22 protein-coding genes and 1 pseudogene are annotated in these 18,701 nt (G+C 71.2%); 8 read left to right on the top strand and 15 right to left on the bottom strand.

The genetic code is table 11. The features are described 5' to 3' along the window. Positions 1-122: 122 nt before the first annotated feature. The 3 genes from OTB19_RS29160 to OTB19_RS29150 all read right to left on the bottom strand — a co-directional run bounded on the left by OTB19_RS29160 (position 123) and on the right by OTB19_RS29150 (position 2,151). Entirely contained in the window at positions 123-566 is a 444-nt protein-coding gene (locus OTB19_RS29160; protein WP_420716932.1) for a transglycosylase SLT domain-containing protein, read from the bottom strand. Positions 567-1,043: 477 nt separating this feature from the next. Continuing rightward, positions 1,044-1,454, bottom strand: a complete 411-nt coding sequence (locus tag OTB19_RS29155; protein ID WP_267801514.1) for a DUF4190 domain-containing protein — start codon at positions 1,452-1,454, stop codon at positions 1,044-1,046. A 424-nt stretch (positions 1,455-1,878) separates the two neighbouring features. Beyond that, positions 1,879-2,151 carry a DUF3253 domain-containing protein gene (locus tag OTB19_RS29150; RefSeq protein ID WP_267801513.1) on the bottom strand — a complete coding sequence of 91 codons (273 nt, stop codon included), beginning with the start codon at positions 2,149-2,151 and terminating at the stop codon, positions 1,879-1,881. 287 nt (positions 2,152-2,438) lie between these two features. Here OTB19_RS29150 and OTB19_RS29145 point away from each other — a divergent pair, with 287 nt between their 5' ends. Next, complete coding sequence (locus OTB19_RS29145) at positions 2,439-3,653, top strand: S8 family peptidase (protein ID WP_267801512.1); 1,215 nt, start codon at positions 2,439-2,441, stop codon at positions 3,651-3,653. Here OTB19_RS29145 and OTB19_RS29140 read toward each other — a convergent pair. Both OTB19_RS29140 and OTB19_RS29135 read right to left on the bottom strand, forming a co-directional pair. After that, complete coding sequence (locus OTB19_RS29140) at positions 3,637-4,017, bottom strand: protease inhibitor I9 family protein (RefSeq protein ID WP_267801511.1); 381 nt, start codon at positions 4,015-4,017, stop codon at positions 3,637-3,639. The genes OTB19_RS29145 and OTB19_RS29140 overlap by 17 nt on opposite strands. A 109-nt stretch (positions 4,018-4,126) precedes the next feature. Further along, positions 4,127-4,723 (bottom strand): TetR/AcrR family transcriptional regulator, encoded by a 597-nt coding sequence (locus OTB19_RS29135; RefSeq protein WP_267801510.1) that lies wholly within the window; start codon positions 4,721-4,723, stop codon positions 4,127-4,129. A gap of 231 nt (positions 4,724-4,954) precedes the next feature. Between OTB19_RS29135 and OTB19_RS29130 the strand changes: the two genes are divergently transcribed. Both OTB19_RS29130 and OTB19_RS29125 read left to right on the top strand, forming a co-directional pair. Then, positions 4,955-5,917: an alpha/beta hydrolase family protein gene (locus tag OTB19_RS29130; protein WP_267801509.1), complete on the top strand. Its 963-nt coding sequence runs from the start codon at positions 4,955-4,957 to the stop codon at positions 5,915-5,917. Between the two features lie 59 nt (positions 5,918-5,976). After that, a complete protein-coding gene (locus OTB19_RS29125) occupies positions 5,977-6,444 on the top strand; it encodes an SRPBCC family protein (protein ID WP_267801508.1) in 468 nt (155 codons plus the stop codon). Positions 6,445-6,590: 146 nt separating this feature from the next. On the opposite strand, the gene OTB19_RS29120 is transcribed toward OTB19_RS29125, so the two are convergent. The 5 genes and pseudogenes from OTB19_RS29120 to OTB19_RS29100 form a co-directional block, all read right to left on the bottom strand. Further along, positions 6,591-6,902, bottom strand: coding sequence for an SCO5918 family protein (locus OTB19_RS29120; protein WP_267801507.1), 312 nt, complete (start codon positions 6,900-6,902; stop codon positions 6,591-6,593). Between the two features lie 52 nt (positions 6,903-6,954). Further along, positions 6,955-7,362, bottom strand: a complete 408-nt coding sequence (locus tag OTB19_RS29115; RefSeq protein ID WP_267801506.1) for a CBS domain-containing protein — start codon at positions 7,360-7,362, stop codon at positions 6,955-6,957. Between the two features lie 45 nt (positions 7,363-7,407). Next, entirely contained in the window at positions 7,408-8,931 is a 1,524-nt protein-coding gene (locus OTB19_RS29110; RefSeq protein ID WP_267801505.1) for a DEAD/DEAH box helicase, read from the bottom strand. Positions 8,932-9,329: 398 nt separating this feature from the next. Further along, complete coding sequence (locus OTB19_RS29105; RefSeq protein ID WP_267801504.1) at positions 9,330-9,533, bottom strand: cold-shock protein; 204 nt, start codon at positions 9,531-9,533, stop codon at positions 9,330-9,332. A 374-nt stretch (positions 9,534-9,907) separates the two neighbouring features. Then, a pseudogene (locus tag OTB19_RS29100) lies at positions 9,908-10,039 on the bottom strand (MerR family transcriptional regulator); the annotation flags it as partial. On the opposite strand from OTB19_RS29100, the gene OTB19_RS29095 reads away from it, so the two are divergent. The 3 genes from OTB19_RS29095 (at position 9,999) to OTB19_RS29085 (ending at position 11,853) form a co-directional block, all read left to right on the top strand. Beyond that, positions 9,999-10,589, top strand: coding sequence for a cytochrome P450 (locus tag OTB19_RS29095; RefSeq protein WP_267801503.1), 591 nt, complete (start codon positions 9,999-10,001; stop codon positions 10,587-10,589). The pseudogene OTB19_RS29100 and the gene OTB19_RS29095 overlap by 41 nt on opposite strands. A gap of 143 nt (positions 10,590-10,732) precedes the next feature. Then, positions 10,733-11,122: a TOBE domain-containing protein gene (locus OTB19_RS29090; RefSeq protein WP_267801502.1), complete on the top strand. Its 390-nt coding sequence runs from the start codon at positions 10,733-10,735 to the stop codon at positions 11,120-11,122. A 179-nt stretch (positions 11,123-11,301) separates the two neighbouring features. Next, entirely contained in the window at positions 11,302-11,853 is a 552-nt protein-coding gene (locus OTB19_RS29085) for a hypothetical protein (RefSeq protein WP_267801501.1), read from the top strand. Positions 11,854-11,918: 65 nt separating this feature from the next. Here the strand turns inward: OTB19_RS29085 and OTB19_RS29080 are convergent, their stop codons facing one another. Continuing rightward, entirely contained in the window at positions 11,919-12,746 is an 828-nt protein-coding gene (locus OTB19_RS29080; protein ID WP_267801500.1) for an alpha/beta fold hydrolase, read from the bottom strand. A 61-nt stretch (positions 12,747-12,807) separates the two neighbouring features. On the opposite strand from OTB19_RS29080, the gene OTB19_RS29075 reads away from it, so the two are divergent. Next, entirely contained in the window at positions 12,808-13,227 is a 420-nt protein-coding gene (locus OTB19_RS29075) for a MarR family winged helix-turn-helix transcriptional regulator (protein ID WP_267801499.1), read from the top strand. Between the two features lie 50 nt (positions 13,228-13,277). Here OTB19_RS29075 and OTB19_RS29070 read toward each other — a convergent pair whose 3' ends face one another. Then, positions 13,278-14,012: an SDR family oxidoreductase gene (locus OTB19_RS29070; RefSeq protein ID WP_267801498.1), complete on the bottom strand. Its 735-nt coding sequence runs from the start codon at positions 14,010-14,012 to the stop codon at positions 13,278-13,280. A gap of 211 nt (positions 14,013-14,223) precedes the next feature. Here OTB19_RS29070 and OTB19_RS29065 point away from each other — a divergent pair, with 211 nt between their 5' ends. Continuing rightward, on the top strand, positions 14,224-15,066 hold the full coding sequence (locus OTB19_RS29065; RefSeq protein WP_267801497.1) for a helix-turn-helix transcriptional regulator: 843 nt from the start codon (positions 14,224-14,226) through the stop codon (positions 15,064-15,066). Positions 15,067-15,102: 36 nt separating this feature from the next. Here the strand turns inward: OTB19_RS29065 and OTB19_RS29060 are convergent, their stop codons facing one another. The 3 genes from OTB19_RS29060 to OTB19_RS29050 all read right to left on the bottom strand — a co-directional run bounded on the left by OTB19_RS29060 (position 15,103) and on the right by OTB19_RS29050 (position 18,398). After that, positions 15,103-15,567 carry a peptidase inhibitor family I36 protein gene (locus OTB19_RS29060; protein WP_267801496.1) on the bottom strand — a complete coding sequence of 155 codons (465 nt, stop codon included), beginning with the start codon at positions 15,565-15,567 and terminating at the stop codon, positions 15,103-15,105. A gap of 147 nt (positions 15,568-15,714) precedes the next feature. Next, the gene (locus OTB19_RS29055; protein WP_267801495.1) at positions 15,715-17,985 is read right to left on the bottom strand and encodes a SpoIIE family protein phosphatase; all 2,271 of its coding nucleotides are present in this window, start codon (positions 17,983-17,985) and stop codon (positions 15,715-15,717) included. After that, positions 17,982-18,398, bottom strand: coding sequence for an STAS domain-containing protein (locus OTB19_RS29050; protein ID WP_267801494.1), 417 nt, complete (start codon positions 18,396-18,398; stop codon positions 17,982-17,984). Before OTB19_RS29050 ends, OTB19_RS29055 begins: the two co-directional genes overlap by 4 nt. Between the last annotated feature and the right edge of the window lie 303 nt (positions 18,399-18,701).

The raw sequence follows: 18,701 nt of genomic DNA, 5'->3' as shown, positions 1-18,701 counted from the left end.
GCACCCCCGAGGACGCACTCGACACCGCCTGCCACCTCCACCTCACCGGTCTCGACACCTGACACGGGCAAGCGCACGCCAAGCCCGACGTCAACCCCCGAAGGATTTACGACGCAGACCACTTAGTACCAGTGGTGAGCCTGCCAGAAGTTCCACGCGCCGACGGGGCTGCCGTAGCGGGAGTTCATGTAGTCCAGCCCCCACTTGATCTGGGTGGCGGGGTTCGTCTTCCAGTCCGAGCCGGCGGAGGACATCTTCGAGGCCGGCAGGGCCTGGACCAGGCCGTAGGCGCCCGAGGAGGAGTTCGTGGCGGTGTGGTTCCAGCCACTCTCACGGGACACGATGTTGTTGAAGGCCGCGAACTGCACCGGGTCCTTGATCATCTGCTGGGCAATCGCCTTGGCGCTCGTCGGGGCCGCCTGGGCGGGAACCGTGGCAAGCATGGAACCGGCGACACCGAGGGCGACGACGGTGCCCGCGAGGGACTTCTTCGAAGCGGCGATGCGGCGGATGACGGAGTTGGACACGAACAGACCTTCCGAAGGGGACAAGGGCGGTCGCGGCATGTCAGAGACATGCGTGAGCCACTCACGCGGTGGAGAGGGGTTCGTCGGCGGCGGGTGAAGCACCCGTGCCGCCTTGCGACTCATCCAGTTCTACAGACGCCCCGACGGCCTGGCAACGACCCCTCCTACTACGCGCCCTCGCAGTCGGGGGCCGACGACCCTCCGGCGTAGCCGGGGGTTCCTTGCGGGGAGAGCCGGTGCGAGCGGAGCGATCTTGGCCTGGAAGGGCTACTAGGACGGTTCGTATGTGACGTGGGTCCTATGGGGCGGGTCACCCCCGAGGCTCCCGAATCTCACCGAATGTCATCGTTCGCACACCTACGAGGGGCCGGGTCGGACGTCCGAATCGACCGGAATCGAAGGAATCCGCGCGTCCCGGCCGTGGCCGCTCAGGCCGGGAACCCCGGCCGACATCGGCCCACCCCCGGCCCGTCCCGGTGTCCGGCACGGGCTGGAGGTGGGCACCGAACCGACGGTTCAGTTGTTCATGTCGTCGTTGAAGCGGTTCGAGCAGTCCTGCTGCGCCTGCTGCGTCTGGGCGCTGTCCAGACAGGACCGCAGGTCCTTGCCCTCGTCGGAATTGAGGATGGACACCCCGACGGCCACCAGGATCGCGGCGATGACCACGGTCACGGCGCCCAGGACGAGGCCGGTGATGGCCATGCCGCGTCGGCCGGCGCCACTGCGGGCTCTGCGGAGGCCCGCGATGCCCAGGCCGATGGCCACCAGTGCCAGTGGGATGCCCACGAACCACAGCCAGAGCAGCAGCAGGGACGCGATGCCGGTGACCAAGGCGGCGACGGCGAGGCCGTTGGTGCCCGTGGCGGGCGCGGAGGCCGGTGCGTGGTGGGAGTGGGTGTCGTTGGGGGAGCTGTACGCGTCGGACACGGGAGGGTCCCTTCCTGGAGTCGGCCGGTGGACAACTTCTGCGCTGGGCAGTGGTGTTCAGGCCGTCTGCCACGGTCCGCCCGACGCAAACCCTCCTTGCGGCATCACCGAACCGCGCCCGGACGCCCACGAGGTGGGATCGGACGCCGTTGCGGAGGCCCACGCAGGGGCACCCACGACGTCGTCGACGGCAAGACACTCACCGCGCCCAAGGCCTGCCGGCAGGGAAACGGAGGAGGAAGCGGAAGCAGAAGCGGACCCGGATCGACTCCGGATCGATCCATGAGCCTCGCAGCGACGCCCCCGGCGACCGATCACCGCCGAGCAGCAGCCGCAGCAAAGGCAGGGACAGGGGCAGGGACACAGCGACGGCCGGGCCCGCAGGGCGCCGGTCCGGGCGGTGCCGCGCCTGATGTGTGCCGTGTCAGCGGGCGCGGCGGATGCGGATCGGGCCGCGAGCCCGCGCCGGGTCCACGGGCCGGCCGGCCTGGGTGATCTCCACCTCGCCGGCCGCGACCAGCCGGCGGGCCGCGTCGCGGGCGGGTTCCATGAGCGCGCGCCAGCCGTCGTCATCCCCTCCGTACACCGCCCGTGCGGCGTCGGAAGGGCAGATCGTCGCGGTCGGGGCCCGCCGCTCCAGCAGTTCCAGGATGGCCCGCTCCAACCGCCGATCCGTCTGCCGTTCGCTGTCCGTCACCCTGCCAGTGTCGCGCAGACGCGAGAGCCCAGGTGTCCGCCGCCATGACCAGGCGCGGGCTCACCCACCGCGTCCGGGTGGCCATCTGGGGGGCGGGCCGGCGAGAGGCCGGTACGCCGCTGCGCGCGACCGTGACCCGGTCGGCGTGCCCGCGGGGCCCGGGGAGCGGTGCGGGCACCGGTGGGACGCCCACTCGGCGGAGCGCATTCAGGTACGCCTCGGACGGCGGCCGAACCACCGGGCGATGTCGTAGGTTCTGCTTGTTTCTGCATGATCCGCTCCGCGGCATGACCACACGTACCAAGCTCGCACTGGCGACCGCCGTCACCGCCGCCCTGACCTTCGGCGCGCCCCTCGCCACCGCGTCCCAGCCCACCGCGGCGCCGGAGCCGACCCCGGCACCGCTGACCACGGCAGCCGCCAACGGGGTGCCCGGCACCTACATCGTGACCCTCGGCCGGGGCGTGGACGCGGCGAAGCTCGCGCAGCGGCTCAAGCTGAAGCCGACCTTCGTCTACGGCAAGGCCATCAACGGCTTCGCCGCCCCGCTCGACAAGCTGCAGTTGGGCATCGTCCGGGCGAACCCGGGTGTGAAGGCGGTGGAACAGGACGTCAAGGTCATGGCCCCGCCGCGGCCGGTCATCGCGCCGGGCACCCGGGCCCCCTCCAAGTCCTGGGGTCTGGATCGGATCGACCAGCGGGAGTGGGACAAGTCGAACGGCCAGGGCGACGGCCGGTTCACCCCGCAGGGCAATGGCGCCGGGGTCACCGCGTACATCCTCGACACGGGCATCGACTACGCCCACGACGAGTTCGGCGGCCGGGCCACCTTCGGCTTCGACGCGATGGCCGACGGACGTCAGGGTCAGGACTGCAATGGCCACGGCACGCATGTCGCCGCAACCGTCGCCGGGAAGACGTACGGGGTCGCGCGCAAGGCCGACCTCGTCAGCGTCCGCGTCCTCGACTGCGAAGGCCGGGGCTCGTACTCGGGGATGATCGCCGGATTCGACTGGGTGCTCAAGAACGCCAAGCAGCCGGCCGTGCTGAACGGCTCCCTCGGCGGGGACAAGTCCGTGACCCTCAACAATGCCGCCACCGCGCTGTCCGACGCGGGCGTGGTCCCCGTCATCGCGGCCGGCAACGACTCCAAGGACGCCTGCCTGGTCTCCCCCGCCTCCGCCGACCGGGTGTACACGGTCGGGGCTTCCAACCGGTGGGACGAGGAGACGTCCTTCTCCAACTACGGCACGTGCCTGGAGATCTACGCGCCGGGCGAGGACATCGTCTCGGCGAAGCTCGGCGGCGGCGCCGTCTCCCTGAACGGCACCTCCATGGCCTCCCCGCACGCCGCCGGCGTCGCCGCGCTCTACAAGCAGGCCCATCCGACCGCGCCGTCCGCGGAAGTCGCCGAGTTCCTCTCCGCCGAGTCCACCAAGGACGCCCTGAGCGCCGTCAGCAAGACCAGCCCCAATGAACTGCTCTTCACCAACGGCCTGTAGCCCCCTCCTCCACCGGCGCCCCGACGGCCCGGCCGTCCCGCTCGATGGCCGCGACGTCGGGGTGCGCCCGCAGCGCGGCCAGTTGCCGCCCGTCCAGGTCGGCGGCGAAGCCGCGCACCGCGCTGCGATACACGTACCGGACCTCCGTGACGCCGGTTTCGCGCATCACCCGCTCGGGATCGGCGCCGGGGGCGAGGGTGACGAGGTACGTCGCACGCTCGCCGGTTTCCTGAACAGCGCGATCGGCGTGATGGGCGGGGTTGACGGGATCGGCGTACGCGGGGGACGTCGACGCCACGACGGGAGCGGCGAGCAAGAGGGCGGCGGCCAGTACGGGACGCGGGATGCCAAGCGGACGACGCACGGGGAACTCCCTGGTGTGAGGGGACGACTGCCACCTCCTCCTTCGGCCACCGAACCCCGCACCTTGACCATCCGGCCGGATTCGGCCGTGTGCGTCCCACGACGGACGATCAGGACGGCGGGGGTGTCCGGAGCCCCCGGAGGAGCAGGTCGATCAATCGGCGAGGGTCGTAGCGCGGATCGCTGTCGCGTCCGATGCACAGGTTGCCGATGCCCCGCATGAGTTCGTAGGGCTGCGTGCCGGGCCTGATGTCGCCTGATGCGACCGCGGCGTCGAGCAGTTCGGCGCATACGGGCAACAGGCGATCGATGAAGTAGGTGTGCAGCGCGGCAAAGCGCGTGCTGTCGGACTGCAGGGCGTCGGCGAGCCCGTGCTTGGTGACGAGGAAGTCGACGAAGAGGTCGATCCACTGGCGCAGTGCGGCGAGCGGGGTCTCGGCGGTGGCCAGCAGGTGAGGGCCGGCCTCGGCACACGCCTCGATCTGGTGGCGGTAGACGGCGGTGACGAGATCCGCCCGGGTCGGGAAGTGGCGGTAGATCGTGGCCATCCCCACGCCCGCCCGGGCGGCGATCTGGCGGATCGGCGCGTCGACGCCGGAGGTGACGAAGACCTCGGCGGCGGCACTGAGCACCACCTCCTGGTTGCGCAGCGCATCGGCCCGTTTGCTGCGGGCCGGCGCCTTCTCGGCGGGGCTGTCGGTGGGCATCACGCTCTCCTTCCGCTTGTTCCACTTGACAAAGCGGAGCAGCGCTCCGCATATTAATTGGAGCATTGCTCCGTTTCAGGGTAGCCCAGGCAGCCGCCATCGACCGCCTTGTCCGCCGCCTCGACCGGCCCGACTCGCTGGTCCGGCTGAAGCGCTCTGCCCGTCGTCGTGTCCCCATCGGTACGGCCAGAGCGATGGGCGGCAAGGCCCCTCAGAAGGGAACCTCGCGTCATGAGCACATCCACCGTCACCACCGACCCCTCGATCCCGCCCGCCCCGACCCTCTCCTTCAGCCCGGTGGTGCTTCCCGTGCCCGGACGCCCCGTGCATCTCCAGGTGCGCGTCACCGCGCCCGTGACGGGAACGGACCTTCCCGTCATCCTTCTGTCGCACGGCCACGGCGGCTCGAACTTCCTCTCCTCCCTCCACGGTTACGCGCCGCTCGCCAACCTCTGGGCGGCGGCCGGATTCGTCGTCATCCAGCCCACCCACCTCAGCTCCCGGACGCTGAGCGACCGGCTCGCCGATGCCCCGGGAGCCCCGTTCTTCTGGCGCTCGCGCGCCGAGGACATGACGCACATCCTCGACCGGCTCGACACGATCGAGGACACGGTGCCGCACCTGGCCGGCCGCATCGACCACGACAAGATCGCCGTCGCCGGGCACTCCCTCGGCGGATGGACCGCAAGTCTTCTGCTGGGCGCCCGGATCACCGACCCCGACACCGGGGAAGAGGTGAGCCTCGTCGAGCCCCGGATCAAGGCGGGTGTCCTGCTGGCCTCGCCCGGCAGGGGCGGCGACGTCCTCAACGGGTTCATGGCCGAGCAGGTGTCGATCCTCCACGGCACCGACTTCTCGACCATGACCACACCCGCACTGGTCGTCGCCGGCGACAAGGACGACTCCCGGCACTTCACCGACATCGGCCCCGACTGGCACGCGGACCCCTACCGCCTCTCCCCCGCGCCCAAGGCCCTGCTCACCCTGTTCGACGCCGAACACGGCCTCGGCGGAATCTCCGGATACGACGTCGACGAAACCACCGACGAGAACCCCGAGCGGGTCGCCGCCCTGGCCCGACTCACCTCGGCGTACCTGCGCACCCGGTTCCAGCCCGGCAGCGACGACTGGCGGACGGAGCGCGAGGCACTGACGTCCGGCCCGCATCCGGTCGGCCGAGTCGAATCCAAGTAGCCACCGCCGTCGTGGCCCGGGCCCGCCCCGGCCGGCGCGACACGGCCTAGGATCGGGTCATGAGCAGGATCGACCGCGCCGCCCGGGTGATCGCGGCACCGCCGGAGACCGTCTACCGCGCCCTGCTCGACCCGAAGTCACTGGAGGCCTGGCTGCCGCCGGACGGCATGCGCGGGCACGTCGAACGGTGGGATCCGCAGCCCGGTGGCGGGTTCCGGATGGTCCTGACGTACCTCGATGCCGGCGACAGCCCCGGCAAGACGTCGGCCGGAACGGATGTCGTCGACATCGGGTTCGCCGAACTGCTGCCGGCGGTGCGCGTCGTACAGCGGGCGGTGTTCGAGGCCGACGATCCGTCGTACGCCGGCACCATGACGATGACCTGGGACCTGGCCCCGGCCGGTGCCGGGACGGAGGTGACCGTCATCGCCACGGATGTGCCGGCCGGCATCGACCCGGCGGACCACCAGGCCGGAATCGCCTCGTCGCTGGCCAACCTCGCGTCGTACGTCGAAGGGACCGACTGACGCAAGGCGCCTGAGGCCGTGCCCGGCCGCCCTGCTGCGCCTGGTCACAGGAGCAGGGGGATGCCGGGGCGGTATGCAGGTGGGATCGCGGCCCACGCGCAGCGGCCGGGACCTCGTCGGTCCCGGCCGCTTCCTGTGCCTGTGGGTCAGACGGCCACGGGGGTGCCGAGCATCGCGGAGGCCTGCTGGATCGGGCTGAGGGCGCGTACGGGCGTGGCGGCCCGGGGAAGACCGCGGCAGGTGAAGCCGAGCTGCGTCATGGCGCGGAGGACCTCGCCGGCGCTGAAGTCACGACGGTCCTGGCGGGTGATGACCTGACCGACCTGCTTGACGGGGTAGGTACGGCGGCCGATGATCACGGAGTCGCCGGTGACCTCTTCGGGCTTGACGCCCTTCATCGTTTCCAGGACGCCGCTCTTGGTGAGGTCGAACGGGAAACGGGCGATGACGCAGCGCATGATGCCTCACAGGGGAGAAGTGGACGGGCGGTGGTGCCGAACGTGAGGCGGATCAGCCTGCGAGGGCGAGAACGCCCGGAGCGTTGCCTTGTTCGCCGGCCACGGGCAGGACGTCGAGCCGGTGGCGCCGCGGCGCGTACTCGGGCTCGGGCCGCGCGGCCACGGGCTGCGACGTGAGCGGACCGCGGTCACCGGGGATGTCGCGCAGTCGCACCAGGTCCGTGTAGGCCGGGCTGTCGCGGAAGGCCGTGAGCCGGGTTCGAGTGACCATGCCGGTGCGGTGGCCGTCCTCGTCGTGGACGAGGAGGTGACTCGCGCGGGCACTGGCCATGACGTACAGGGCCACCTCGACGGTCATGTCGTCGCCGACCTGGAGTGCGGCCGCGTCGGTGGTCTCGGCGACCGTCGGGTGCGCGGGGGTGGTCTTCGGCAGGTGGGGCTGCATCTGGACGAGCGTCAAAAGGTACCTCCTGCAGAGATGGGTCAGTTTCCTCATCGGGATGTTCTAGGCCGCCGCATCGAAGGAGGAGGGCTGCCGCACGTTCGCGCGGCGGGCTGCCGCGGGCGTGGTGGGCCGGCGCCTGCGGCGGGCGGCGGCGGTGCTCTTGGAGCGCTCGACCACGGGAGCGGAGATCGTCACGGGGATGCCGGAGGGAGCCTGGGCGCCGGTGATCCGGTGCAGTTCGGCCTCGCCCGAGCGGACCTGGGTGGTCTGGGGGACGATGCCGGCGGCCGCCATGAGCCGGGTCATCTCGCGGCGCTGGTTGGGGGTGACCAGGGTGACGACGCTGCCGGACTCGCCCGCGCGGGCGGTGCGGCCGCCGCGGTGGAGGTAGTCCTTGTGGTCGGTCGGCGGGTCCACGTTCACCACGAGGTCGAGGTTGTCGACGTGGATGCCGCGGGCGGCGACGTTCGTGGCGACGAGGACGGTGACGTGTCCGGTCTTGAACTGGGCCAGGGTCCGGGTGCGTTGCGGCTGCGACTTCCCGCCGTGGAGGGCCGCGGCGCGGACTCCGCTGTTGAGGAGGTCCAGGGTGAGGCGGTCCACGGCGTGCTTGGTGTCGAGGAACATGATCACTCGGCCTTCGCGTGCCGCGATCTCCGTCGCCGTCCGCTGCTTGTCCGCGCCGTGTACGTGCAGGACGTGGTGCTCCATCGTGGTGACCGCGCCCGCGGACGGGTCCACGGAGTGCACGACCGGGTCGGTGAGGTAGCGGCGCACCAGGAGGTCGACGTTGCGGTCGAGGGTGGCGGAGAAGAGCATCCGCTGGCCTTCGGGGCGTACCTGGTCCAGGAGGGCGGTGACCTGGGGCATGAAGCCCATGTCGGCCATCTGGTCGGCCTCGTCGAGGACCGTGATCGCGACCTGGTTCAGCCGGCAGTCGCCACGGTCGATGAGGTCCTTGAGGCGTCCCGGCGTGGCGACGACCACCTCGACGCCGTTGCGCAGGGCAGCGGCCTGGCGGCCGATCGACATGCCGCCGACGACCGTGGTCAGGCGCAACTTCACCGAGCGGGCGTAGGGCGTGAGGGCGTCGGTGACCTGCTGGGCGAGCTCGCGGGTGGGGACCAGGATCAGGGCCAGCGGCTGGTGCGGTTCGGCGCGCTGTCCGGCGGTGCGGGCCAGCAGGGCCAGGCCGAAGGCCAGGGTCTTGCCGGAGCCGGTGCGCCCGCGGCCGAGCACGTCGCGGCCTGCGAGCGTGTTGGGGAGGGTCGCGCCCTGGATCGGGAAGGGAACGCTCAGGCCCTGCGTGGTGAGCGCGGCCAGCAGTTCCCCGGGCATGTCGAGGTCGGCGAACGCCTCGACGGCGGGAAGCGCCGGGGTGATCGTCTTGGGCGGGGCGAACTCGCCCTGGAGCGCGGCGGGCCGACGGCCGTATCCACCCGAGCGGCTCGGGGAGGACGAACGGCTCGGGGAGGACGAACCGAAGCGGCTGCCGCGACCCGATCCGGCGGCCGCGCTGTAGGAGGTGCTGCCGGTACGGCCGCGTGTGCGGGAGGAGCGGTCGTTCGTGCGTGTGGGGTTCATGGAGAACCTTCCTTGACATGGCGCGTATCAAGGAATTCACGCGGCGGAAGAGCAGCACGGGAAAACGCGAGAACGGGCCGGATGAAATGCGAAAGCGTCTGAATCCATACGGAAAAAGATGCCGAAAGAAATACGGAAGCAGCTGCGGGCACGGGCACTCGAAGGGGCGATGCCGGGCGAAGCCCCGAGGGGGCGAAAGACCGGGGCCGCGGCTCGGGATCGAGCACCTCGACCGGAGCGGGTGGCTCGATGCGGCCGGCTGCCGCCAAGAAGTCCGTTTGCCCGGAAGGAGCCCACGGATGGATATCGTTGCGCAGCGGGAACACTGCGGGAGATGTCCGCAGCTGGGTCCGGCACCCCGAGGGATGCGGGTCCCAGCTACGAAGTACGTGTCGGCATCAGGCGGGAATGATGTTCTCCGCCAGCGGTCCCTTGGGACCCTGCGCGATGTCGTAGGTGACCTTCTGGCCTTCGAGCAGCTCGTTGATGCCCGGGGTCGTGATGTTCGCGAAGTGGGCGTACAGGTCGGCTCCGCCGGCATCCTGCCCGATGAACCCGAACCCTCTTGCCGCGTTGAACCACTTCACAGTGCCGGACGCCATGTCGAGTCTCCCTTGGGGCAGTACGCCAGGATCCGCGATGTGCGGATAGCCGGGTCGCCGCGATGATGCCCTGCCGGGAAATGACCGGAGATAAGCAAGGGTTTCCAGCGGCGAAAAAGCCGGTGGAACCGCTTGAAGTTTTGGGAACCACGACTGCAGCTGAGATCGACAGTAGCACGCCGTAGCGGCGTGGGTGCGTTCAATAATTGCATTCGGCCCGTTACCGCACATACCTTCCCCGCGGGGGACGGTAAACCCTCATGCCGCCGTCACAGGTATTGCCGCACTCTCCATGAATGGCATGGAGAAACCGTCTGCCGTCACGGAGGCGGGTCGGGCGCGGCGGCCCGCCGGTGTCGGCGGGCCCACCCGCCTCAGGAGCCGGCCCGCGGGTCGGTCGATTCGGTGGCGCGCCGGTATGCCTCGTTGATCCGCTGGGCTTCCTCCAGCTGGTCTTCGAGGACGATGATCCGGCAGGCCGCCTCGACGGGCGTGCCCTGGTCAAGGTCGGCCGACTCCGATGGCGGGCTGAGTCCGCAAGAGGCCCGGGACACCCTCTGGCTGTTCCTCGCCGCCGGCTTCGACACGACGGTGGCCGCGCTCGTCAACGCGGTACGCGCCCTGCTGGAGCATCCGCGCGAGCTGGCCCGCGTCCTCGACGGCGCCGTGGCCTGGGACGAGGTGGTCGAGGAGTCACTGCGCCACGACGCGAGCGTCTTCGCCCTGCCCTTCACCTTCCCCCGCGAGGACGTGACGCTGGGCGGGCAACGGATCCGCGCGGGTGACGCGCTGCTGCTGTGCTACTCGGCGGCGAACCGCGACACCTGCCGCGACGGCGGCGGCGGCTTCCGGCTCACGAAAGGGGGCGGCCCCCACCTGGCGTTCGGTCGCGGCCCGCACTTCTGCCTGGGCGCGCCCCTGGCCCGACTCCAGCTCCGCACGGCCCTGTCGGCCCTCTTCACCCGCTTCCCGACCCTGCGCCTGGCCGCCGCGCCGGGCGCACCCACGTCGTCGTTGACGATCAACACGGTCACCTCGCTCTTGGTCTCCGCCTGACCGGGTGGAACCGGGCCGGGTGTCGGGAGCGCTTCGACCACCGCTCGGAGCGTGCCGTGGCGCGCCGTGGCCCTTCCCCCTGTACGGCAGTCGCACGGCAGCCGATCACTGGCCGGCCGCGGCCGACCCCTAGGCTGTGCCGCATGGAGTCCTACACCATGGGTCAGGCGTCCGAGCTGCTGGGCGTGAGCGTCGACACGGTCCGGCGATGGGCCGACGCGGAGCGGTTCCCCACCCACCGCGACGGCAACCGCCGCATCGTCGACGGCCCCGACCTCGCCGCGTTCTGTGTGGAGGTCGCCCAGGAGAGCGCCGCCGACGACGCCTCCTCCACCTCGGCCCGCAACGCGTTCCCGGGCATCGTGACCGGTATCAAACTCGGCGATGTCGCCGCGCAGGTGGAGATCCAGGCCGGCCCGCACCGGGTGGTGTCCCTGCTGACCCGTGAGGCGGTCGAGGAACTCGGTCTGGAGGCGGGCGTGCAGGTCACGGCCCGGGTGAAGTCCACCAGCGTGCACATCGACCGCGCCTGACCCCGCCGTCCCCACACGACCGAATCCCTCGCCCGACCGGGGCGCGGCACGGTTCCCGCGTGCGCGACGGCCACGTGAGGCACTGGTGGTCACCGTCCGTCGCAAAGCTGCGGTCCGGAGCCCCCGAAGCCCCCACCAACCGCCCGCCGATGGGAGGGCGGACCGTAAGCTCGGCCCATGTGACCGACACTGACACGACTCGCAAGATGCGCTTCCTCGTCCTGCACGACCATGGCATGGGCGCATCGTGGTGGTGGGTCCACGCGAGGTCGGCCCGGGAAATCGTCGCGGCGTTCGCCGAGGTGGAGGTCGTCGACCACGCGGACACGGTCGATCGCGCCGAGACATGGGACCTGAACGCGGTCGACATCGACGCACCGACCATGCCCGGCGACCTGGACGCCTTGAAGGCTCAGCGCACTGCTCAGCGCGACGGCCCCGGCTTCGGCGCCCTGGCCGGCCGGAGCGTCGTTCACCTGCGGCGCCGATGGGACGGCGAGGATGGCGTCGATGCCGCGGACTACCTGATGGAAGTCGGACCGGACGGGCGCCGGCTTCGCCAGGTGGAACTCGGGGACGACGGGGCCGCCGTCAAGAGCGGTCCGGATGATTGGCCGTTCAACCCGCCCGTCGTGGACCTCTTCGACCCCGATCTCGCGGGCATGGAGATCAGCAGGGCCGAGTTCGAGGCGGAATGGCTCCGCGCCGCTCACATGGACGCCGACCGATAGATTGGGGCACATGTCACGTCAGCCAGGACGTCGTGACTCCCGCTGTCTCCGAGCCGCGCCCGAGGTCACTTGCCGCGGCTCGGCTCCCCGGAGGGCCGAGGGCCGGAGGGGTCGGCGGCGGTGTCGCGCAGGTGGCTGTCGATCGCGGCGAAGGTCGCTTCGGGGCGTTCCAGTTGCGGCAGGTGGCCTGCCTCGGGAAGGACGTGCAGCCGGCCGTCGGCGAAGGCCTGGGCGTAGGCGGCGCCGTAGGCGGGGGTCGCGATGCGGTCGCTCTCACCCCAGAGCAGGAGAGCGGGAACCTCGACGCGCCCCAGCCTGCGCAGCAGCTTCGGGTCGTGCATGTAGGGGTCGCCTGCCAGGACGCGAAGCGTGGTCATGTTCTCGCGCTGGAGGGCGACTTGGTCGGCCGGGAGCGTTTCGGGGTCGCGTTGGAAGCGGGCCGGGTCGTGCCAGGCGTACTCGGCCACACCGCGGGCGTCGAGGGTGAAGAAGTCCCTGATCGGTTCGCCCTCGACGTGTACGCCGACGGGGTCGATGAGAACGAGTCCGGTCAGGATTCCGCCGGCGTCCCGTACGGCCATCTCCGCGGCGATCCAGCCGCCGATGGACGAACCGACCACCAGGACATCGCGCAGCCCCCGGTCCTGGAGGTACCGCAGGTAGGCGAGGGCGAGGTCGTCGATGCCGGTCAGCCATTCCGGGCGAGGGGTGCCGTCCCATCCCGGGTGGACCGGTGTGATGGCGAGTGCGGTCCGTGCGAAGTGGGAGGCGAGGCCGGCGACCGTGGCCGGGCCTCCGCCGCCGTGCAGGATCAGGCAGGGCCTGCCGGTCCCGCTTTCCGTCAGGGTGAGGGACAGGTCCGGGTACAGCGCGACGTTCTTGGTTGTGGGCATGGCAAGACCATAACTAAACTTGTTTAGTTAAACAAGCTTAGTCATGCATTAGGCTGGACTCATGCCCGATGAACTGCAGCTCCTTGGAAGAGCGGTGAAGCAGGCCCAGTACAGGCAGCACCGCGCACTGGACAGCCGCCTTGCCGCTGCCGGCACGACGCTGGCGCAGTGGGACGCCCTCCGCGCGATCAGTCGGACGCCCGGCGCATCGGCCCGCACCCTGGCCTCGGCGACCTTCCAGAGCGAGCAGGCCTTCGGTACCCTCGCCGGCCGGCTCACCACGCTGGGGCTGATCGAGCGAAGGCCTGGTGTCGGCCGCCGTATCGAGCACTACCTCACGTCCTCCGGCGAAGAGGTCCTGAGCACGGGACACCGGATCGCCGACGAGGTGCTCGCCGCGTGCTACGCGGACCTGTCCCCGGCCGACCGCACCACGTTGCTCCACCTCCTCCACCGCATCGACGGCAGCGCGGAAGAGTAGGCCGGTCGCCGGAGCCGTGTCGGCGATGAGGGGCGTCCCGCCCCCACCGGCTACTGCGCGCTCGCGACGGGCCTGATGATCACCTCGTTCACGTCCACCTCCGGTGGCTGGGAGACGACATGGGCGATGGCGTCCGCGATCGCCGAGGCGGGCAGCGCCACGGCGCGGTAGGCCTTCATGGCCTCGCGGGCGGCCGGGTCCGAGATGCCGTCGGCGAGTTCGGACTCGGTCACCCCCGGCGAGACCAGGGTGACCCTGACGTCCCCGCCGGACTCCTGGCGCAGCCCCTCCGAGATCGCGCGGACGGCGAACTTGGTGGCGCAGTACACCGCGGCGGTGGGCGAGACCTCGTACGCGCCGACGGAGGCGATGTTCACGATGTGGCCGGCGCCCTGGGCGCGCATCGCCGGCAGGGCGGCGGCGATGCCGTGGAGGACACCTCGCACGTTGACGTCGATCATGCGGTCCCACTCGTCGGTCTTCAGCGTCGCCAGAGGAGACAGCGGCATCACTCCCGCGTTGTTCACGAGGACGTCGATCCGGCCGAACTCGGTGCGCGCGGCGTCGACGAACGCGCACACGTCCTGCGCGTCGGTGACGTCCAGGGTGCGGAAGGCGGCGGCCCCGCCCTCCGCGGTGATCTGCTCCGTCAGTCGTTCCAGGCGGTCGGTGCGGCGTGCGCCGAGAAGCACCCGGTGTCCGTCGGCTGCCAGTCGGCGGGCGGTCGCCTCCCCGATACCGCTGCTGGCGCCGGTGATCGCCACGACTTTGCCGGTCTGCGTCATGCTCGGTTCTCCTTGGAGGGGAAGGGTGTTGAGGATGGGGGAACGCGTCCTCGGGACGTCGCCCGCGGTGCCGGGGCCCCCGTCATGGACGTGCTCCCGGCCGTGTTCGCCCTTCGGAGTCTGGGGCGCGGGAGGAGCGCCGGCCAGGGCAGGTCGTGCCGGGGTACGGCACACCCAGGCACAGGCCCGGAACGCCCCCTAGCCTGTGGGTGTGACCAGCAACGAACTCGGAGACTTCCTGCGCGCCCACCGCGCACGCCTGCAACCGGGCGACGTGGGGCTGGCCTCCCACGGTCGGCGTCGAGTGGCCGGACTGCGCCGCGAGGAGGTCGCCGTTCTCGCCGGCATGAACACCGACTACTACGCCCGCCTGGAACAGGGCCGCGAACGCAGCCCCTCCCCGCAGATCCTCGACGTGATCGGCGATGCCCTGTGCATGGACGTCGAGGCGCGCGAGCATCTGCACCGGCTCGTGGGTGCCGTGCCGGACGGCCATCGGGCGCCGCCGAGGGAAACCGCCGGTGTGATGCTGAGGCAACTGCTGGACGGGTTCACCGGCACCCCGACGTTCGTCCTGAACCCGGCCACGGACTTCCTGGCGGCGAACACCCTGGCCGACGCACTGTTCTCACCGTTCGGAGAAGTGGACAACCTCGCTCGCATGATCTTCCTCGATCCGGCCGCCCGCGTGTTCTTCACGCACTGGAACCGGGCGGCCGAGGCGGTCGTGGCCGGCCTGCGCCAGGCGACCGGCATCGACCCGCACTACCCGCGCCTGCCGGAGCTGGTGCGCCTCCTGCGCGGAGCGAGCGAGGAGTTCGCCGCGCTGTGGTCCTCGCACACGGTCTACGGCAAGTCGCACGACGCCAAGGAACTCGTCCACCCCGAGGTCGGGCCCCTCTCGCTCACCTACCACTCCTTCGACGTCCGAGGAGCCGTCGGCCAGCAGGTCGTCGTCTACCACGCCGCACCGGAAAGCCCCAGCGCCCAGGCCCTCTCCCTGCTCGGCAGCCTCGGGGCCACACGACGACGGGAGTCCCCGGCAGAGCGGTAGTCGGAGTGGTGGTCCGAAGCGGTGGTCCGCGCCGGGTCAGGAGACGCGGCAGTCGTGGAAGCGGCCGGAGTGGATGTGCCCGAAGGACGCCGGAAGCCGCTCGACGCCTTTGCCGGGGCCGATGGTCAGACTCCGTCCCTCGTAGCCGGCCTTGTTGTAGACGGTGACGCACCGGCCCCGGAGGACGCCGTCGGCCCGCCGGGTGCCGGAGCCGTTCCACACCGACGTTCCGTCGTTGAACCCGACGTACGCGGTCGTCTCCGGGTACTGCGGCATGTCCTGCGCCACCAGGCTCACCACCCCGGTGTACACGGGACCGGTCCATCCGCACACCCAGCCCGGCGTACAGCGCTCGGCGGGGGCGGCGAGGCCGGACCCGGCCTGTGCCGCGGGGGCGAGGGCAAGGGCGAGAACCAGGCACGCGGCGCCCGTCACGCCGGCCCGTGCCCTGGCGCCCCACCGGCCGGCCCGGCGTGTCGCGGGTTCCACAGGTGCGGTCACGGCGATCACTCCGCTCTGTCCGGCCGCTTGTCGGCCCGATGAGGGACGGGTGCAGGCTTCCATCGCACCTCTCCTCCGCGTAGATCGCACCCCGACCGGACCGGCTCGACCGGATCCGACCGATTCGGTTCCGACCGTGCTCGCGGCCTACGGACCGGAGGTCGCGGCAGCGGTCGCGGTCAGGACGAGGGCCGCCTGGTCGTCATCGATGCCGCCCGCCCCGCTGAAGGCCCGCACCGCGCGGATCAGGGCGTCGATGACGTCCGGTGCGGTGTCCAGCCGGGGTGTGGCCAGGGCGTTGGCGAGGCCTTCCTCGCCGAACTGCTCTTCGTGCTCGTTGCGGGCTTCGGTGATGCCGTCGGTGTAGAGCAGCAGGCTCTGGGTGGGCTCCAGGCGGATGTGGCGGGCGGTCAGGTCGGGGGTGCGGGTGATTCCCAGGAGCAGGCCCTCGCCGGTGACGGGGCGCGGGGTCTGCCGGGCGTCGATGAGGAGGGGGTGGGTGTGGCCGGCTCGGACGAGGGTGATGTCGAGCCCGCCGCCGGCGACGGGCTTCAGGTGCCCGTAGACGAGGGTGACGAAGCCGGTTCCGTGGCTGCTGGGGCGGTCGAGGAGTGCCTTGTTGACCGCGCGGACCACGGCTTCGGGGTCCGGGAGCAGTGGGGCGACGGCACGGGCGGTGTGGCGGACGAGGGCGGTGGTGGTGGCGGCGGTGGCGCCGCGTCCGCAGACGTCGCCGAGCATGAACGCCCAGGTGCCTTCTCCGAGGGGGAACACGTCGTAGAAGTCGCCGCCGATGTTGAGGCCTTCGCCCGCGGGGTGGTAGTAGGTGGCGATGTCGGCGCCGGGCACGTTCGGGACCTCGGGCAGCAGCAGACCGGACTGGAGGTCGCGGGCGAGGGCGGCGCGCTGGGTGTACTGGCGGGCGTTGACGGCCGCGGAGGCGGCGCGGCGGGCGAGTTCCTCGGCCAGCGCGACGGTGTGTCCGTCGAACGCGTTCTCGCCGGTGGTGAGCAGGGTCATGACGCCGAAGGCCGAGCCGCGGTCGAGCAGCGGGACGCACAGGTAGCCGGTGACGTTCAGGTCGTTCCACGGGCCCGGGCCGGTGGGGGTGCGTCGGGCGACCTCGCTCAGGCCGGTGGCCAGGACCCGGGACACGGCGTCGTCGTCGGCGTCGTAGACGGGGATGTGGGAGGCGAGGAGCCGCTCTTCGAGCGGGGAGGGCGCGGTCGTGGCGACGCGTTTGACGCGTCCGGCGTCGATGACGTCGACCGTGCAGAGCGGCGCCAGGGCCGGGGCGCACGCGGTCGTCAGGCGCCGCAGGGTCTCGGTGTAGTCGAGGTCGGAGGAGAGCGAGGTGCTGGCCGCCAGCAGGAACGCGAGGTCCCGGCGTGCGGCTTCCTCCCGGGCCTCGGCGAGGGCGCGGGCCCGTTCGGCCTGGTGCCGCTCGATGGCGAGGGCCGCCGTGTCGGCGAACATCCGGGCGAGGGCCAGGTCGGACTCCTGCGGTGCGCGGGGAACGCGGTGGTACATCGCGAAGGTGCCCAGCAGCGACTTGTCCCTGGCCAGGATCGGGGTGGACCAGCAGGCTGCCACGCCGGCCTTCCCGGCCAGGTCGCGGAAGTCGTCCCAGAAGGGGTCGGTGGCGATGTCGCTGACGATGACGGGTTGCCGCCGGTGTGCGGCCGTGCCGCAAGAGCCGACGCCCTCGCCCGCGGCGATGCCGTCGATGGCCTGGTTGTAGAAGTCGGGGAGGCTGGGGGCGGCGCCGTGGTGCAGGTGCCGGCCCTCGGCGTCGGCGAGGAGGACGGAGACCAGGACTTCCTCGGGGGCGAGTTCCTCGATGGTGCGGGCCATACCGTCCAGTACCTGTTCCAACGGTGCCTGGCGGGCGATCTGTTCGAGCAGCGCCCGGTGTTCGGCGGTGAGCCGTTGGGCCTGCTTGACCTGCGTGGTCTCCACTCCGGTGACGAGTACGCCCATGACGTTGCCGGCGGCGTCGAGGCGTGGCTCGTACGTGAAGTCGAAGTACGCCTCGCGTGCCGCGGGGCCGTGGTCCAGGACGGTGCGGGTGTCCGGCCCGGCGTGGCGTTCGCCAGCCCGGTAGACCCGGTCCAGCAGCTTGAGGATGCCCTGTGCCTCCGGTTGGGGCATCACCTCTTTCAGCGGGATCCTCGTGCGCACGTGTTCTCCGGCGCCGATCGCGCTGAAGAAGGCCGCGTTGGCTTCCTCCACCATGTGGGCGGGGCCGGCCAGCGAAGCGAAGACGGCCGTGGACTGGCCGAAGAGGGCCCGCAGGTCATGCTCCGGGCGACCGTCCATCCCGTCGACCCCGCGTTCGATGTCGCGTGTGATGCCGTTGTCGGGGGCGCCTCCCGGACCGGCGGTCGCCGGCGGCTGCTGTCCTGGAACTCGGGTCATCGCCCTGTCGACCTCTCGCTTGCCCGACGCGCTGGAGGCGCGACGGCCTCGCTGCCGGATTCTCGTGGACCAGCGCCGGACAACAGGGCGTTCTCTGGTGTGGGATGGACAGCGATCGCCTGGTCCAGGCCGGTCAGCGCGAAGACCCGCGCCACCGAGCCCGGGGCCGCCGCAAGGCGCAGCAATCCGCCGTGCGCGGACAACTTCTGGTAGATCCTGATCAGGCCGCCGATGCCGGAGGAGTCGCAAAAGGCAAGGGCCGTGCAGTCGGCCACGACCAGCCCCGGTTGGTCGGGGCCGGTGAGGACCAGGTCGGCTGCTTCCTGGAGCTGGACGGCGCTGTCGTAGTCGAGCTCGCCGCGGAGGGCGAACACGCATGCCTGCGCGGTGCGCCGGACGTCCACCGAGAACACCTGTGGCCACCTCCACCTCGTCGTGACCGCTACCGGCTGATCATGGGCACCGTGCCGTCGGGGTCAGGGGCCGGCCGGCTGTGCGGGTAGAGGACGCCGACGGGCGGTCGACGTCCGTACGGCTGACGTCTCGCGTCCGGCGATTCGCATCGACCCGACGCCCGTCTGCCCGCCCGCCCGGAGGCCATGCCGTCACGAACGGGTGACGGTTCTCACGGCGCCGGGCCGCGCATCGGAGGAGACGGTGTGTTCGTCCGGTGTGCGTCCGGTGGGGGACGGCGCCGCACGGGGGGCCTGGTTGCC

This window comes from Streptomyces sp. H27-H5 (assembly GCF_026627505.1).
Lineage (GTDB): Bacteria > Actinomycetota > Actinomycetes > Streptomycetales > Streptomycetaceae > Streptomyces.
This window is presented reverse-complemented; position numbering and strand designations above follow the sequence as displayed.